The organism is Pseudoalteromonas sp. MEBiC 03485 (assembly GCF_004195145.1).
Classification (GTDB): Bacteria; Pseudomonadota; Gammaproteobacteria; order Enterobacterales; family Alteromonadaceae; genus Pseudoalteromonas; species Pseudoalteromonas apostichopi.
The window spans coordinates 2,401,931-2,418,117 of the sequence record NZ_SGBT01000001.1 but is presented as its reverse complement, the minus strand read 5'-3'; the positions used below and the strand labels follow the sequence as shown (position 1 = coordinate 2,418,117).

The 16,187-nt window shown below is 39.7% G+C and carries 14 protein-coding genes; 7 read left to right on the top strand and 7 right to left on the bottom strand.

Features of this window, described 5'->3' with window-relative positions; all coding sequences use genetic code 11:
• Positions 1–10: 10 nt before the first annotated feature.
• Positions 11–1,147 (bottom strand): glutamine-hydrolyzing carbamoyl-phosphate synthase small subunit, encoded by a 1,137-nt coding sequence (gene carA, locus EVU92_RS11220; RefSeq protein ID WP_055020805.1) that lies wholly within the window; start codon positions 1,145–1,147, stop codon positions 11–13.
• Between the two features lie 207 nt (positions 1,148–1,354).
• Positions 1,355–2,152, bottom strand: a complete 798-nt coding sequence (dapB, locus tag EVU92_RS11215) for a 4-hydroxy-tetrahydrodipicolinate reductase (protein ID WP_130051290.1) — start codon at positions 2,150–2,152, stop codon at positions 1,355–1,357.
• 294 nt (positions 2,153–2,446) lie between these two features.
• Between dapB and EVU92_RS11210 the strand changes: the two genes are divergently transcribed.
• The gene (locus EVU92_RS11210; protein ID WP_130052276.1) at positions 2,447–3,760 is read left to right on the top strand and encodes a Na+/H+ antiporter NhaC family protein; all 1,314 of its coding nucleotides are present in this window, start codon (positions 2,447–2,449) and stop codon (positions 3,758–3,760) included.
• A 91-nt stretch (positions 3,761–3,851) separates the two neighbouring features.
• A complete protein-coding gene (locus EVU92_RS11205; protein WP_130051289.1) occupies positions 3,852–4,634 on the top strand; it encodes a nucleoside-binding protein in 783 nt (260 codons plus the stop codon).
• A gap of 75 nt (positions 4,635–4,709) precedes the next feature.
• Here the strand turns inward: EVU92_RS11205 and EVU92_RS11200 are convergent, their stop codons facing one another.
• The gene (locus tag EVU92_RS11200; protein WP_130051288.1) at positions 4,710–5,507 is read right to left on the bottom strand and encodes a M48 family metallopeptidase; all 798 of its coding nucleotides are present in this window, start codon (positions 5,505–5,507) and stop codon (positions 4,710–4,712) included.
• A gap of 192 nt (positions 5,508–5,699) precedes the next feature.
• Between EVU92_RS11200 and EVU92_RS11195 the strand changes: the two genes are divergently transcribed.
• The gene (locus EVU92_RS11195) at positions 5,700–6,890 is read left to right on the top strand and encodes a Bcr/CflA family efflux MFS transporter (protein ID WP_130051287.1); all 1,191 of its coding nucleotides are present in this window, start codon (positions 5,700–5,702) and stop codon (positions 6,888–6,890) included.
• Between the two features lie 102 nt (positions 6,891–6,992).
• Here EVU92_RS11195 and grpE read toward each other — a convergent pair whose 3' ends face one another.
• Together grpE and EVU92_RS11185 are read right to left on the bottom strand one after the other, a co-directional pair.
• On the bottom strand, positions 6,993–7,601 hold the full coding sequence (grpE, locus tag EVU92_RS11190; protein WP_054551515.1) for a nucleotide exchange factor GrpE: 609 nt from the start codon (positions 7,599–7,601) through the stop codon (positions 6,993–6,995).
• A gap of 58 nt (positions 7,602–7,659) precedes the next feature.
• Positions 7,660–8,604, bottom strand: a complete 945-nt coding sequence (locus EVU92_RS11185; protein ID WP_130051286.1) for an HrcA family transcriptional regulator — start codon at positions 8,602–8,604, stop codon at positions 7,660–7,662.
• Between the two features lie 120 nt (positions 8,605–8,724).
• Between EVU92_RS11185 and nadK the strand changes: the two genes are divergently transcribed.
• The 4 genes from nadK to EVU92_RS11165 all read left to right on the top strand — a co-directional run bounded on the left by nadK (position 8,725) and on the right by EVU92_RS11165 (position 12,446).
• Positions 8,725–9,609 (top strand): NAD(+) kinase, encoded by an 885-nt coding sequence (nadK, locus tag EVU92_RS11180; protein ID WP_130051285.1) that lies wholly within the window; start codon positions 8,725–8,727, stop codon positions 9,607–9,609.
• A 94-nt stretch (positions 9,610–9,703) separates the two neighbouring features.
• Complete coding sequence (locus EVU92_RS11175) at positions 9,704–10,267, top strand: hypothetical protein (RefSeq protein ID WP_130051284.1); 564 nt, start codon at positions 9,704–9,706, stop codon at positions 10,265–10,267.
• A 68-nt stretch (positions 10,268–10,335) separates the two neighbouring features.
• Positions 10,336–12,009 (top strand): DNA repair protein RecN, encoded by a 1,674-nt coding sequence (gene recN / locus EVU92_RS11170; RefSeq protein ID WP_130051283.1) that lies wholly within the window; start codon positions 10,336–10,338, stop codon positions 12,007–12,009.
• Positions 12,010–12,047: 38 nt separating this feature from the next.
• Positions 12,048–12,446, top strand: a complete 399-nt coding sequence (locus tag EVU92_RS11165) for a hypothetical protein (protein ID WP_130051282.1) — start codon at positions 12,048–12,050, stop codon at positions 12,444–12,446.
• Between the two features lie 74 nt (positions 12,447–12,520).
• Here EVU92_RS11165 and EVU92_RS11160 read toward each other — a convergent pair whose 3' ends face one another.
• On the bottom strand, positions 12,521–14,119 hold the full coding sequence (locus tag EVU92_RS11160) for a hypothetical protein (RefSeq protein ID WP_130051281.1): 1,599 nt from the start codon (positions 14,117–14,119) through the stop codon (positions 12,521–12,523).
• A 405-nt stretch (positions 14,120–14,524) separates the two neighbouring features.
• Positions 14,525–16,120: a hypothetical protein gene (locus EVU92_RS11155; RefSeq protein ID WP_130051280.1), complete on the bottom strand. Its 1,596-nt coding sequence runs from the start codon at positions 16,118–16,120 to the stop codon at positions 14,525–14,527.
• Positions 16,121–16,187: the final 67 nt, after the last annotated feature.

Sequence of the window (16,187 nt, the reverse complement as noted above, 5' to 3'; positions counted from 1 at the left end):
TCCGGTTAAATTAGTTAGAACGTGCTTGCATCAAGTCGATGAAGTGGTCAAATAATGGCGCCGCATCATGTGGACCTGGGCTTGCTTCTGGGTGACCTTGGAAGCTAAATGCAGGCTTATCTGTGCGGTGAATACCTTGTAGGGTGCCATCGAATAATGAAACGTGAGTTGCACGTAAATTCGCTGGTAATGTTGCTTCGTCAGCTGCGAAACCGTGGTTTTGCGCTGTGATCATTACAACATTGCGGTCAAGGTCTTTAACTGGGTGGTTACCACCGTGGTGACCAAACTTCATTTTCACCGTTTGTGCACCTGAAGCAAGTGCAAGTAATTGGTGACCTAAACAGATACCAAAAATTGGCGTGTCTGTTTCTAGGAAAGTTTTAATGGCTTCAATCGCGTAAGTACACGGCTCTGGATCACCAGGGCCATTTGATAAGAAGATACCGTCTGGGTTTAATGCCAGTACATCTTCTGCAGATGTTTGTGCAGGAACGACAGTTAATTTACAACCGCGGTCAACTAACATACGTAAGATATTTCGTTTAACACCGAAGTCATAAGCAACAACGTGGAACTTCTCGTCTGCTGCTTCTAGCGTTTTAAAGCCTGAACCTAAAGTCCAGCTTGATTCGCGCCACTCAAAATTTTCCTTGGTTGAGACAACTTTTGCTAAATCCATGCCTTTTAAGCCTGGGAAGGCTTGCGCAGCTTCAAGCGCTTTATTCTCATCTAACTCGTCGCCTGCAATGATACAACCATTTTGAGCGCCTTTATCACGTAAGATACGTGTTAATTTACGAGTGTCGATGTCTGCAATACCTAAGATATTGCGTTCTTTTAAGTAATCACTTAACGATTGCTCGTTACGGAAATTACTTGCTAGCAGTGGCAAATCACGGATCACTAGGCCTTTAGCCCAGATTTGACCCGCTTCTTCGTCTTCGCTGTTAGTACCCGTATTACCGATATGTGGGTACGTCAAAGTTACGATTTGTTCCGCGTATGAAGGGTCAGTCAAAATTTCTTGATAACCAGTCATAGACGTATTGAATACTACTTCACCGACTGACATGCCGTCAGCGCCGATTGCAGTACCGCGAAACACTGTGCCGTCTTCTAGGACTAACAGAGCGGATTTAGTCAAGTTAACCTCCTAACAGTAAAAAACGGGAGTAAAGTCATTTGCTCTACTGCCCGTTTAAAGCGATTGGAAACACGCATTTATGAATTTTTGGCAAATTGGCACTATTCTACAGTAAATTAGCTTTCAGATCTAATCTTAATTAATAAAATAGTAAAAATAAGCGTTATTAACTAAAAATTCACTGAAACTGCCAAAAAAGAAACTAAACTACTTCAAGTCAAGCACATCTTGCATGTCATAAAGTCCAGCTGGTTTGTTTTTCAACCAGCCCGCAGCTCTTACAGCACCTAACGCGAAGGTCATTCTTGAACTTGCTTTATGAGTTAATTCTAGCCTTTCGCCAGAAGTTGCGAAATATGCGGTGTGTTCACCTACTATATCTCCGCCTCTCATGACCGAATAACCGATTTCATTTTGCGATTTTGCGTGTTCGTCATTGCTTCTATCAAAACGCGCGACTTCATCATGCTGCCAGCCTTTTGCCTCGGCAATAGCTTCACCAATTGCCAATGCAGTCCCTGATGGCGCATCAATTTTATGACGATGATGGGCTTCAAATATTTCAATGTCCATGTCATCACCAAACTTCACAGCCGCAGTCTGCACTAAGTTAAGCAGTAAATTCACACCTACGCTATAGTTGCGAGCAAAAACAATCGGAATGTGTTTCGCTGCTTCATTGAGGGCATCAATATCATCTTGGTTGAGGCCCGTGGTACCAATTACCATTGCGATATTTTTTTCGACCGCTATTTGCAAGTGGTTGCGCATTCCTGCCGGTAAGGTGAAATCAATTAATACATCAGCATCTTTTACTTCTGTTTCTTTACTAAATGATACATCCGCTGATGCAGCACTGTTTAATTGATTAACCGCTATATCTAAAAGTGGCGAGTTATCACGCACGTACGCGCCCGTTAATGTTGCGTCATTTTTTTTTGAGACTGCTTCTAAAAGTGCAAGTCCCATGCGGCCGTTTGCGCCAAATACACCTATGCGGTTCATATAGTTACCTTATCTATTCTTCTTAGCTGGCTGGATTTTATCGAAAACTCATGTAATAGTCAGGTTAGCTTATAAAAAATACAGAGCTAATTTTAGATTTATTAATAGAACAACAATAATAACAGATAGTCTTTGCATTTAGCCATCTATACATTTAAACTTCTTCCTTTGCGCCGATTTGGTCTTTGGCTTGCGGGCGCTGTTGCAACAGCATTGTCTTTTGAGAATGCAGGCAACTAAATACAGCTAAAAGAAGTATTTGGCTGTGTTATTGGTTATCTAACGAGGAATATGATGCAGCCATCATTTAATAAAACAAAAGCAAAACTTTCTTTGCTGCCGCTTTTGGTGTTTGTCGGCTTATTTTTAGGCGCTGGCTTATACTTACAGTCTCAAGGTGTCGATTACGCCTTCTATCAATTGCCTGCCCCTGTGGCAATTTTACCTGCCATCATGCTGGCTTTTATCTTAAATAGAAATACCATCAACCATAGTGTTGAAACCTTTATTAAAGGTGCGGGCCATAGCAACATCATCACTATGTGTTTGATTTATCTGCTTGCCGGTGCGTTTTCTGCCGTTGCAGGTGCAACGGGTGGTGTCGATGCCGTTGTTAATGCGGGTTTATCACTTATTCCGCCAGCTTTATTACTACCTGGATTATTTTTAATCGCTGCGGTTGTGTCGACTGCAATGGGTACTTCAATGGGGACTATCGGTGCTATTGGCCCGATTGCTTATGCAGTCGCCCAAAAAACAGGCATTGATCCATCATTGATGGCAGGCACGATTGTATCGGGTGCAATGTTTGGTGATAACTTATCAATCATTTCTGACACAACTATTGCTGCAACCCGTACGCAAGGCTGTGAAATGAAAGATAAATTCCGTGAGAACTTAAAAATTGCCTTACCCGCTGCAGCATTAACTATCGGTTTGTTATTCTTCTTAACGCCTGCAGCTGAAGCTGTAGAAACACAAGATTTCGATATTTTATTAGTGTTACCTTATGCCTTTATCTTAGTACTCGCAGTAATGGGCTTTAACGTCTTTGTGGTGCTGTTTAGCGGTATTATCTTCGCTGCACTAATGGGCTTTACTGGCAGCTATGAAGGTGCCAGTTTTGTTAAGGATGTCTATAAAGGTTTTACTGATATGCAGGAAATTTTCTTGCTATCGATGTTTATTGGTGGCCTTTCAGAGTTTATCCGTATTAATGGTGGACTTGATTATATTGCTAACAAAATTCAAGCAATTACGAAAATCATTGCAAAATGGCACCGTAAGGTCGCGGATCAATTAGGTATTGCGGCACTGGTGATGACCAGTAACTTATGTATTGCTAATAATACGGTATCAATCATTGTTGCTGGCCCAATTGCTAAAAAATTAGCGGATGATGGCGAAATTACTGGTAAGCGTTCAGCAAGCTTACTTGATATTTTTGCTTGTGTAACACAAGGCTCACTACCTTATGGCGCACAAGCGTTACTTCTCGGTGCGACTTTCAAAATTAGCCCTTGGCAGGTGTCTACTTCATCTTACTATTGCTTTATTCTTGCCTTTACAGCTGTGGCTGTAATTTGCTTACGTCGGAATAAAGCTTAAGTTAAATAATTTTTGCCAAGATACGCCCAATTTAGGGCGTATCTGCTATAATCCTCCCTTTGTATCCCCTTTACACCATCAATATTGAGATATGAACTTGAAAAAGATCCTTTCTGTTGCTGCGCTATGTGCAGTAAGTACTTCAGGCTATGCCGCTAATTGGAGCTCTACGCAATTACACGTTAATAACGGTGAACACAAAAATCCGTTTTCATTAACTAAGTCAAATACCACGGTTGTTTCATTGCAACACGCTTCTGGTTACGACTATGGCGATAACTTCTTTTTTATTGATTACAGCAATGACGACCGTCAGGATGGCTATCAAGATAAAGACTTTTACGGCGAGTGGTACTCAACATTCAGCTTATCAAAAATCTCTGACAGTGACTTCTCATACGGCGCAATTGCTGATGTAGGTTTAACTGCAGGTTTTAATGCTGCAGGCGATTCTAAAGTTCTTAAGTATTTACCAGGTGTAAAACTTAGCTGGCAGGCACCTGGCTTTAGCTTTTTATCTACTTTATTTACCGCTTATATCGATGACAGTGAAGGCGTAGCACGCGGTGGTGCCCCCACTGAAACAAATAGCTGGATGATTGATGTTGCATGGGGCTACCCATTCACTATCGGCTCACAAAAGTTCAACGTAACGGGCCATGTTGAATACATTGCTGAGCGTGAAAACGAATTTGGCGAAGATGTTAAAGCGTGGATTTTAGCGCAGCCAATCATCACGTGGGATTTAGGTCACGCAATGAGCATGAAAGAAAATACGCTACTACTAGGCCTTGAGTGGCAATACTGGCACAACAAACTAGGTACAGACACAACTGAATCAGTACCACAACTTCACGTTGAGTGGACGTTCTAATAAGCTGAAAGCTGAAAAAATTAAAGCCTGTAGTCAGCTAGACTACAGGCTTTTTTAATTCCTAGATAATTTTTATTACAGTTTACACTGTGGGTTTTTGCCTTTTGCTTTAGCAGCTTTTTGGGCTTTTAATGCATCCGACATATGCTTTTGTAGCTCTTTAATTCGGTTACCCGGTGCTGGGTGAGTCGACATAAACTCTGGGGTGCCGCTACTGCCTGCTGCACTCATATTTTGCCAAAGCGATACTGATTGCTCTGGGTTAAACCCTGCTTTTGCCATTAAATCTAGGCCGACAATATCTGCTTCTGATTCATGTGAGCGGCTAAACGGCAGCACTACACCAAATTGGGCACCTAACCCCAAAGCTTGCATAATTTCGCCTCGATATTGCACATTACCCATATCAAGTGCTGCACCACCAACTTGCAGGCCTGTTTGTAACAGTGCATTTTGTGATACACGTTCATTAGAGTGCTCAGCAATAACGTGTGCTACTTCGTGACCTAGTACTGTTGCAAGTTGGTCTTGGTTTACAGCAACTTTTAATAAACCTGTATGAACGCCAATATAACCACCTGGTAATGCAAATGCATTCGCTGAATCTTCTTCAAACACAACGACTTCCCAAGACTGCTTTGCATACTCGTTAGGTAAAACTGCAATAACATCATCAGCAATACACTTCACATAAGCATTGACACTTGGATCAGTATTAACAGGTTGCGTTTTTTTCATTTCAGCAAAACTTGCTTGACCCATTTGACTCATCTGTTGGTCTGAATATAGCGCGATTTGCGTGCGCCCTGTTGGAGAGGTTTTACAGCCAGCTAAAACAGCGGTGGCTAACACTGCCATGATTAACTTTTTCATACTAGTCCTTCAAATACTTAGTGTAATTTTGATCAATATAGCAAAGCATTGCTTAATTTTATATGAAAATGAACAATCACCCACTCAGTTGTTATTATTTAGTTAATTCTTTTACTTAGCAGGCAAACTAAGTTCACCACAGTGATTCACACTGCTACAATAGTGACCTAATGTTTGATGAATGAGTAAACAATGCCTTCCCCTGAGACTTTAAATAAACGCATTTTATTGCCTTTACTGGCAAGTATTGTCGCGATTACGCCTTTGGCAATTGATTTATATTTACCGGCAATGTTGGTAATTGCCAACGACCTACAAACAACCATGCCAAATGTGCAAATATCACTCAGTATTTATTTAGCGGGTTATGCCCTTGGTATGCTGTTTTTTGGCCCGATAGCCGATGAACTTGGCAGGCGATTACTCGCTAAGGTTGGCTTAGCACTATTTGGTATAAGCTCATTAGCACTGGCGTTTTGTTCTAATATCGAATTATTTTTATCTCTCAGGGCGGTACAAGCATTCACTGGCGCCGCTGCAACGGTCGTTGTGCCGGGTATTATTCGCCACATTTATCGAGAAAACACCGCCAAGGGTATGTCTTACGTATCAATGATCATGATGGTTGCCCCGCTCATTGCTCCTACTCTTGGCTCATTGATCATGGGTATTTCAACCTGGCAGGTCATTTTTATTACCTTAGCTGTCTATAGCTTTGCAATTTTAGCTTTAGTGCAAATTCATTTAATCGATATTCCAATCTTTAAGAGTCAGCAACGTGGCTTGGCACTGTTCTTTAATAGTTATAAAACGGTATTTTCCCGTCGTAGCGCCCTTGCCGATATTGCCAGCTCAATGTTTGCCTCATTTGCATTCTTTTGCTTTTTAACATCGGTACCTTATGTATATCTCGATTTTTTTAAAGTAGATGAGCAATTGTTCGGGGTGTTATTCGCCTTTAACGTGTTGGCTTTAATGTTCGGTAACTTTATGAATACACGTTTAGTGCCGCGCTTGGGTTCTCGTAAGCTTTTATTTATTGGCCTTGCCATTGGCTTCGTTTCTGGTGGGGCATTACTGTTATTCAGTGTGATGCATTTATCATTGTATTTTATCGTTGCAAGCATCGCACCACTGATGATGAGCTTAGGTATTGTAGCGAGTAATGCAGACTCATTGATACTAATGCAGTTTGAGGAAAAGTCAGGTACTGCAACAGCCGTTATTGGTACATTAAGATTCGGCAGTGGCGCTTTAGTTGGTCCTATCCTTGCCTTTGTTCACCCTCAAAGTGCCATTCCATTTTCTGCGATGATGTTCAGCGCACTGATACTTATCTTACTAGTGCAGCTTTGGCATCGAAAACGATACCAATCGACTTAAATATTTAACCATCCTAGCGAGCTAAATGGTCGGTAACTTAACACGATTGCTATCAAAAAAAATGCCTGTAATTAACAGGCATTTTTTATATCTCTTTAAAGCTTATTCAGCTTCTTTCGATACCATAACCATTGCTGGACGTAATAAACGGCCATTTAATGTATAACCTTTCTGCATTACTGCAAGAACAGTATTAGGTGCTACATCATTGCTTGGCTGAATTGACATTGCTTGATGGAATTCAGGATTAAATTGCTCACCCTGAGGGTTAACAATTTCAACACCGAATTTTGATACTGCATCATTAAAGCTTTTAACTGTCATCTCGATACCTTCAAGGACAGGCTTAAGCTGCTCATTTTCTTTATCAGAAAACTCAATAGCACGCTCTAGGTTATCGATAACTGGTAGTAATTCGTTAGCAAACTTTTCAAGTGCAAACTTATGCGCTTTTTCTACATCTTGAGCGGCACGACGACGCATGTTCTCAACATCTGCTGCAGCACGAACAACACTGTCTTTTTGGTCGTTAATCGTTTGTTTAGCTGCCTCTAGTTCGCTGTGTAGTAATGCAATTTCAGCTTCAGGGCTCATTTCTTCGCCATCAACTTGCTCAGCTGCTTTTTCTGCAGCTTCTACTTCAGCTTGCATTTGCTCAAATTCTTCGTTTAGTTCAACTTCTTGCTCTGGTGATTTTGTCTGCTCAGACATAGCTTACATGCTCCAATTCTTTACAACTGCGGTAATTATGGGGATTGAATTAAAAGATTCAAGAGGCTGATGAGCCGATTAACTTAAATTCTTGGATGATTGCTTCTATTTGCGCTGATTTTGGACAAATTACACAAAATCGACTCTGGTATTCATGGTTATTAAAATATGGAACGCTGATCACCATCAGCTCATTACAATCTGTAAATGGTAATTGTTCTGTATTTAAAACCGATAAACCATTTTTAAATGCGAGTTTATCTTCAACAAAATTTAAAAATGATACACCTATATTTAAACTGGTCTGGCAATCAACTTGGCGGTAAAGGTAGTTTTCACCCACTACAATGCTATTGTCTGAACCAAGCTTTTGACTTAATTGCCGAGTCCATTGTGTCAGTGAGTCATGGCAATTATGTGGTGCAGTGCCTGCCATTGCCTGCATACGATATAAACCTTCCATTAAGGTTTGCTGGCTAAATACAGTATTGAGCCAAGTGGCAAACTGATAGCGAACGGCATCAGATGAGTCTTCAGGTTTGGTAATACAAATATTATGGCTCTGCCCTGCTCTATCAATTAATAGAATAAGCCAATTACTACCATCAAAATCTAGCACCTCTACTCGGAAAACCAGCTGTGAGCTGACTTGAGGTAATCCCACACAGCAACACACTTTATAGCGTTGACTTAAACCATGGGCAAGCTCAACTAATTGTGCTTGTTCAGGCTGCCAATATGTTGCGATTTCAGGCAGAGCAAAAAACTCTGTGAGCCAATAATCAAACCCAGCATTGGTAGGCACACGGCCTGCTGACGTATGGGGCGAATATAATAAGCCCACTTTTTCAAGCCGTGCCATTGCATTACGCACTGTAGCTGAACATACTGCCATACCTTTTTGTTTGGCAATACGAGTTGAGGCAACAGGCTGACCTTCTCCATTACAGTAAAGGCTCATTACAGCTGAAAAAATTTGTTGGTCACGCGGATTTAATTTCATAATTTATTCATTTAGCTTCTTGCCAGTGGATATTTGGGCGCATCAAGTTTATTTCAAGTTATTTTCAAAGCATTAATTTTTAATGTAATCTAGCGATATGAAAGTTTAAGTGCAAATAACATGGATTCACCGTTTAAAACCATAGGTCTAATTGGCAAACCTAATCACAGTGCCGCGGCTGCCACACTTGGTCGCTTGCACACATTCTTGCGTGCGTTAGGATTTGAAGTACTAGTAGAACAACGCACTGGCCGCCAGCTTGAAGACGTACCTGCTGAAAACCTAGTTAAATTGGTAGATTTAGGTGAACGTGCAGACTTAGCCATAGTAGTGGGCGGCGATGGCAATATGCTTGGTGCAGCAAGAGTTTTAGCGCGTTTTGATGTCGCCGTAATAGGTGTAAACCGTGGCAATTTAGGCTTTTTAACCGATTTAAACCCTGAAGGTTTCGAAGCCAGCCTTGAACAAGTGCTAAGTGGCCAATTCCTCGAAGAAAAGCGCTTTTTGCTTGAAGTTGAAGTATATCGTCATGCTGAACTAAAAAGTGCGAATTTGGCGGTTAATGAAGCTGTATTACACGCCGATAAAGTCGCTCATATGATTGAGTTTGAGGCCTTTATAAACAACGATTTTGTGTTTTCACAGCGCTCTGATGGATTAATTGTATCAACGCCAACGGGTTCAACAGCTTATTCACTTTCTGGTGGCGGTCCTATTTTAACTCCAGAGCTGAACGCAATTTCACTCGTTCCGATGTTCCCGCACACTCTATCAAGCCGTCCCCTTGTGGTTGATGCGGATAATGAAGTGCGCTTAAAACTTAGTCTTGAAAATACCGATAGCTTACAAGTCAGCTGCGACAGTCATGTAGTTTTAGCTGTGTTACCTGGTGATGAAGTGGTGATAAAAAAAGCAGATAAAAGACTGCGTTTAATACATCCAAAAGAGTACTCTTACTACAACGTACTTAGAAAAAAGTTAAACTGGGGAAGCCGCTTATTTTAAGCGGCTTTTTTATCTTAAATGATTGCCAAGGCGCAGTGATTAGCGCAAAATAATCAAACTTAATGCTGTATTTTTTTAAGGATTATAAGGCAAAATGAGCTATATCGTTTTTCTTGCTCTATTATTACTGATCACCTTACTAGGTTGCTACTGGATGGTTGAGAGCAACCGTCGTAAAGCTATTGAAGCTGAAAAAAAACACTTTAATCAGCGAGTAAAAAAAATCAACAGTGACTTTAAGGATAAATTAATTGATTTTAGCGAAAGTAAGATAATTCGTCCGAAGAATATTCAACGCTTAAGTATGATCACCAGCAATTATTTTGTTGTTCAAGCTCATAATGAAGAAAACCTGACCTACCTTGAGTACATTAGCGATTTACTGCTCAACACTATCATTATGGAAGCCAGCAAAGCACAAAGCCCTGAGCAGATTGATCAGCTTGCAGACAGACTACAATATTTTATGGCTGAATTACCTTACAATGGCATTGAATATAACAAATCGTTTTACCAAGAAGCCCTACCATCACTGATTGAAGTAATTAAATATCAGCCTCCAGTGGGTTTACAAGACGATCAGCTGCCAGCCCAGAGCACACAAGCGCCAGATGATTCCACACCACAAAATCAACCGTCAGAATTAAGCAAAGCTTAAAAATTTAATTTGCAAAACCCGAAAACACTGTATAAATTAACAGTTAATTAGCTGGATGGATAAACAGTATGTTAATCGGGTTAGAAATTAAAAACTTTGCCATTGTAAGTAATTTAAGTACTGAGTGGCACAATGGTATGACAGCCATTACAGGTGAAACAGGTGCGGGGAAATCAATTGCAATTGATGCCCTCTCTTTATGTTTAGGCGAACGCGCTGATGCTGGTGCTGTTCGCCCAGGTACTGATCGTGCAGAAATTTGTGCACAATTTGATATTAGCCAACTCCCTCTTGCCCAACACTTTTTAGAGCAACATTTACTTTCAAACAGTGAAGGCGAATGTTTACTACGCCGTGTTATTTGCAAAAATGGCCGCAGCAAGAGCTATATTAATGGCAGCTCAGTTACAGCTGCACAGTTAAAAGAGTTAGGTCAGTATTTAATTTCTATTCACGGACAACATGCCCATCAGCATTTATTAAAAGCTGAACATCAATTACATCTGCTTGATGCCTATGCTGGCCACAATCAATTATTAGCTGATGTTAAAGAACGCTATAAAGCCTACCAAGCATTACTCAAAGAGTTTAACCAGCTTGAGCAACAACAACAGCAACAAGCCGCTCAAAAGCAATTACTTGAATATCAAGTAGCTGAGCTAGATGAATTTGCCCTGCAACCTGGCGAGTTTGAAGAGATTGAAGCTGAGCATCACAAGTTAAGCCATAGTCAAACCATCTTAGAGTCATGCCAACGTGAGCTACAACACTTATACGAAAGTGATGAACAAAGTGCTTGTTCGTTATTGCAACACAGCGCACAGCAATTTGCTGAGCTTGCGAACTACGATGAAAGCTTATCAAGTATTGCATCACTACTAAGTGAAGCTGCAGTGCAAGTTGAAGAAGCAAGTCGTGAAATTCGCAGCTATGTTGATGTTACTGACTTAGATCCTGCCCGTTTAGATGAAGTAGAAACCCGCTTAGCAGGTGCTATGGACCTTGCCCGTAAACATCACATAAAACCTGAAGAGCTTGTTAAATTTCATCAGTCGATTGCAGAAGAGTTAGCATCAATCAGCTATAACAGTGACCGCCTTGTTGCTCTTGAAAGCGAAATTAGTTCTGCCCTTAAGCAATACAAACAAGCAGCTCAACTATTGAGTGAAAGCCGTCATAGTTACGCTGAGACACTTAATCAGCTAATCAGCGATAGCATGGCGAATTTATCTATGGAAAACGGCAAATTTGCGATTGATATTCAACAAACTACCGATAAAGCACCGAGTGCAATGGGCTTTGATACGGTTTCGTTTTTGGTGTCGACGAACCCAGGTCAACCAATGCAAGCCCTCTCTAAGGTAGCCTCTGGGGGTGAGTTATCACGTATTAGTTTAGCTATTCAGGTTATTATTGCTCAACGTGTTACTACGCCTACACTGATTTTCGATGAAGTAGATGTGGGGATTTCAGGCCCAACCGCCTCTGCTGTCGGCAAGCTTTTACGCCAACTAGGTAAATCAACTCAAGTTATTTGTGTGACTCACCTTCCGCAAGTTGCTAGCTCTGGGCATCAACAATTTTTTGTAGCAAAAGAAATTGCAAATGGCGAAACCTTTACGCAAATGAATAAACTTTCAAAAGATGGTCGTATTGATGAAATTGCACGACTACTCGCAGGCGATAACATTAGTAAAATGGCAAGAGCTAATGCCAAAGAGCTTATTAGCGCACATGCATAAATTGGTAGTTAAGTCTGTTTAGAGTTTAGAGTTTATAAATGAATATTAAAAATATATTTACTGTTGTGATACTTGGATTGATTTCGCTAAGTTCAAGCCATACTCAGGGTGCTACTACAAATTCAGCTTATCAAAGTACGCAATTATTCATTATTTTATTTGAATGTATATTAGTTGCACTCCCTACAACCGCTTTTTTGTTGGTTGTTTGGAGTCGCTGGAAACATTTGCGTTTTAAACAGTTGCTACAAGCCGTGTTAAATTCATCTTTGATTTTAATGCTACTTAGCATGGTAACAGTTACTCAGTTAACACAAGGCTTATCGTCATGGTTAATTTTTTTAGCAATCAGTCATACATTACTTGTTGGTATTAATTATTTATTTCTTAGACAGCATTCTAATAAAGTAAAAAATACCCTTACAGGCTGCTGGTAATAGAATCAACGTTAGTTTTATAAAAAATCGCGAAGCTTTTAACACTTCACGATTTTTACATAACTTGGCAATAATTAATCTATCTCACTGGCATAGTTAAACAAGTTCATTAATAGACGATCCGCCATACTTGTCACTTTTGGGCCTTGTGTAATATTTTCTAATTTATATTGAATTGTTAGCATTCCACTATCAGCCAAGATAATATCGCCTGTAGCAGGGTCTTTTACGATAGTTGGCAAGCCTTGTTGGTTTACAGCTAAGACTTGGGCCCCCGCAGGCATCTCTGAAAAATAACCTCTTGCTGTACCTGATTGATAAAACTCAATTACCTCTCCAAATGGTCCTGCGAACATTCTTTGCTGTGCTTTGGTACTCTCTCCTGCTGGATTAGGCATACTTGGTCCATCAATGTAACCTTCTGCTGTTACTTTATAACCCCATCTTGTGTATATTTTTTCCTCTGGGTAATCAGCATCACCAGCAATAATGGCAACATTACCTTTCTTTAATGACCAATTATAGGCTTCATCGAGCTCTGCATCTGTAAAATTACTTAACCTGAAACTACCAATAAAAAAGATATCGGTGTTGTAATTATTTAATGCTTCCTCTGTAATTGAATTTGCCGCTGCAAAATCATGATTTATTGATAGAGGTTTACGAACAACACCATTTTCACCGAAATTGTCTGTACTAGTTAACTTTTCTAGGGCCCAAAGCATTAGCAAGCCGTTAAGCGTATACCCTTGCCAAGTGGCTTGTCTGTTTTGGTCAATGCTAGTGATGACTATCGATTCTGGCTCAGTGCTACATGTATACTTTTTATTATAGCAAGCAACTGGTTTTATCGTATCCATAGCTAAATCATTGACACGCACTGGGAATGAACCTACTTCACAAGTATTACCAGTTTCGATAGATGCCTTATAAAGTTTGGTAAGATTGAAGTGTCCTTGATCATTAATTACTTCACGAGAAATCAATAATTCACCGTTTTGATCTACCGCAGCGCCTGTTACAGTTACTAACCCATGATTTGATATTCGAGTTAATTGTAATGTTGATAAATCAAGTGAGAAGATACTTTTAGAAGAGATCAAATAAATCTTTGAATCTTTTATAACTATGTCGCCCCGAAGGATATCAGAGCTGCTACCATAACCCGTCATTTCACCTACGTACTGAGTCTCTCCTGAATCAGGGTAGATAATGTAAAACTTGCTACCCTTTGAGCCATACATAACATCTCGCTCAGGATCATAAGCAAGTCTTGTCATTGGGCTGCTACGACCAACTTCTACGTGCTCACCAGTTGCCATATCCACATATGCAAGTTTGGTATATTTAAATTTATTACCTTTAATCGGTAAGCCTTTTAGTTCTTCATCGGTCAAATTTAAAGAGCCAGGATCTAGCTGATATGTTAGTGGTCTAGGGGCAGATACATAATATAAGCGGTTACGAGTACTATCAAACGCCATAGCTGCTGAGGAAAACTTAGCTTTCGAATGAATCGCAGCACTTTGATCTTGTTCATTCAAGGAAAAGACAATCCCTAAGTCACCTCGCCCAGAATTAATTCCATATAGCTCACCGGTACACGTATTTGCATAGGCACCCGACGAAAGTGCAGTGCAAAGTGTCATTATCGATAACATAGAGATTTTCATTTTATATTCACCTAAAAAGATAAAATCAAACTTATTTACTAACAATTAAAAATAAAAAGTTAGCAAATATTAATTTATATATATAGCACAAGGTAAATACTTACTTTTAAATCACAACAAAACAATAGGAAAATTTTGATTTTAACAACAATCCACAATAATCAATAATTAAAAATGATAAAACAAAAATAAAGTAACAAAAAAGAACCATTCGAAAGCAAGACTTTAAAATCAAGGCTGCGCTGTAAATAAATCATAAAAATAAGCGCACACATCAATTTAAATCAGATTAAAAAGAAAACTAAACACTACTATTATTTATTAGAATGAATTTATGATGGGAGACGATTTATATAAATTACCATCGTGAAGTAAATGACTTCACGATAGCTTAAATAAGGATAATTAATCTATATCACTTGCATAGTTAATTAAGTTTAAGAATAGCCGTTCGGCCATGCTAGTTACACCTGTACCTGGAGTGTAGTTCTCAACTTTATCTTGAGTGTTAACAATACCATTATCAGATAATAGAATATCGCCAGTTTCTGGGTCCATAACAATTGTAGGCAGACCATCTTGATTAACTGCTAATACTTGAGTACCAGCTGGCATTTCAGAGAAATAGCCTTTCGCACCACCCGCTTGATAAAAACTCGTTACACCACCAAATGGGCCAGCAAAAATAGCCTGCTGAGCATGAGTACCCACACCATCAGGGTTTTGCGTATTTGGGCCGTCGACATAACCATCACGCGTGACAGTATAGCCCCACTTTGCATACACTTTTTCATTCGGCAAGTCAGAGTCAGCTGCAATAATAGTTACGTTACCTGGTTTCTTTGACCAATTGTAAAGCTCTGAAACTTCAGCGTCTGTGAAATCTGTATCATGAAAACTCCCCACAAAAAAGATATCTGTGCCATAAGAATCGATTGCAGCTTCTGTAATGGAGTTTGCATCGGCAAAGTCATGATTAATTGTAAGTGTTTTATTTACAATTCCACCTTCACCAAAATTTGCTGCACTCTTAAGTTTTGCGACAGGTTTATCAAATAAATAAGCATTCAATGTGTAATTTTGCCAAGTCGCTTTTCGTTGCTTATCAATACTCGTGATAACAACTGACTCTGCACCGGTACTACAGGTTGGTTTGGTATAACAAGCAACTGGTTTAAGTGTGTTTAACGCTAAATCATTAATACGCATAGGATACGTACCCATTGCACATGTTTTACCCGTTTCAATTGATGCTTTATACAGCTTAGTTATATTGTAATTACCTTGATCGTTAATAACTTCTCGAGCAATAATCAGCTCACCATTTTGATCAAGCGCAGCACCGGTCACTGTCGTTAAGCCATGTTCAGATTTTTTCGTTAACTCAAGTGTAGAAAGGTTCAAAGAGAAAATGCTTGTTGCAGAAACTAAATAAACTTCTCCGTTTTTAACAATCATATCACCACGAAGAATATCTGAACTATTCCCATAGCCAGTCATATTACCTACAAACTGAGTTTCACCAGAATCTGGGGAAATAATATAAAACTTACTGCCTTTAGAGCCGTAGATAACATCACGATTTGGATCATAAGCTAATCGAGTCATCGAATTAGAGCGACTAAACACTGTGTGCTCATTTGTATCCATATCAACGTAAGCGAGACGAGTATACTTATACTTTTCACTTTTAATTGGCAGGTCAGCTAGTTCATGACTTGCTAAATTAAATTCACTTACATCAAGCTTATACGAAAGCGGTCGTGGAGCTGAAACGTAATAAAGTCGGTTTCTTGTACTATCAAATGCTATAGCTGCTGACGAGAAAGCAGCTTTTGAATGAATCGCTGCACTTTGCGTATGTTCATCAATAGAAAAAACGAAACCTAAATGGCCTCGACCAGAGTTAATACCATACAGCTCGCCTGTGCAGCTATTTGCCGAAGCATCTGCAGCCACGGCTCCGCATACCATCAATATTGACAGGATAGATTTTTTCATTGTATTTCACCTGAAGAATTAACTAAAACTTTATCATTAACAGAAATAGCAAATAAATTATTTACTA

What these genes read in the sequence shown, in the direction of transcription:
- EVU92_RS11175 (WP_130051284.1), top strand. Translation starts at nt 9,704, where the DNA reads ATGAGCTATATCGTTTTTCTTGCTCTATTATTACTGATCACCTTACTA.
- EVU92_RS11185 (WP_130051286.1), bottom strand. Translation starts at nt 8,604, where the DNA reads ATGAAATTAAATCCGCGTGACCAACAAATTTTTTCAGCTGTAATGAGC.
- dapB (WP_130051290.1), bottom strand. Translation starts at nt 2,152, where the DNA reads ATGAACCGCATAGGTGTATTTGGCGCAAACGGCCGCATGGGACTTGCA.
- EVU92_RS11200 (WP_130051288.1), bottom strand. Translation starts at nt 5,507, where the DNA reads ATGAAAAAGTTAATCATGGCAGTGTTAGCCACCGCTGTTTTAGCTGGC.
- EVU92_RS11165 (WP_130051282.1), top strand. Translation starts at nt 12,048, where the DNA reads ATGAATATTAAAAATATATTTACTGTTGTGATACTTGGATTGATTTCG.
- recN (WP_130051283.1), top strand. Translation starts at nt 10,336, where the DNA reads ATGTTAATCGGGTTAGAAATTAAAAACTTTGCCATTGTAAGTAATTTA.
- EVU92_RS11205 (WP_130051289.1), top strand. Translation starts at nt 3,852, where the DNA reads ATGAACTTGAAAAAGATCCTTTCTGTTGCTGCGCTATGTGCAGTAAGT.
- EVU92_RS11160 (WP_130051281.1), bottom strand. Translation starts at nt 14,119, where the DNA reads ATGAAAATCTCTATGTTATCGATAATGACACTTTGCACTGCACTTTCG.
- EVU92_RS11210 (WP_130052276.1), top strand. Translation starts at nt 2,447, where the DNA reads ATGCAGCCATCATTTAATAAAACAAAAGCAAAACTTTCTTTGCTGCCG.
- nadK (WP_130051285.1), top strand. Translation starts at nt 8,725, where the DNA reads ATGGATTCACCGTTTAAAACCATAGGTCTAATTGGCAAACCTAATCAC.
- EVU92_RS11155 (WP_130051280.1), bottom strand. Translation starts at nt 16,120, where the DNA reads ATGAAAAAATCTATCCTGTCAATATTGATGGTATGCGGAGCCGTGGCT.
- EVU92_RS11195 (WP_130051287.1), top strand. Translation starts at nt 5,700, where the DNA reads ATGCCTTCCCCTGAGACTTTAAATAAACGCATTTTATTGCCTTTACTG.
- grpE (WP_054551515.1), bottom strand. Translation starts at nt 7,601, where the DNA reads ATGTCTGAGCAGACAAAATCACCAGAGCAAGAAGTTGAACTAAACGAA.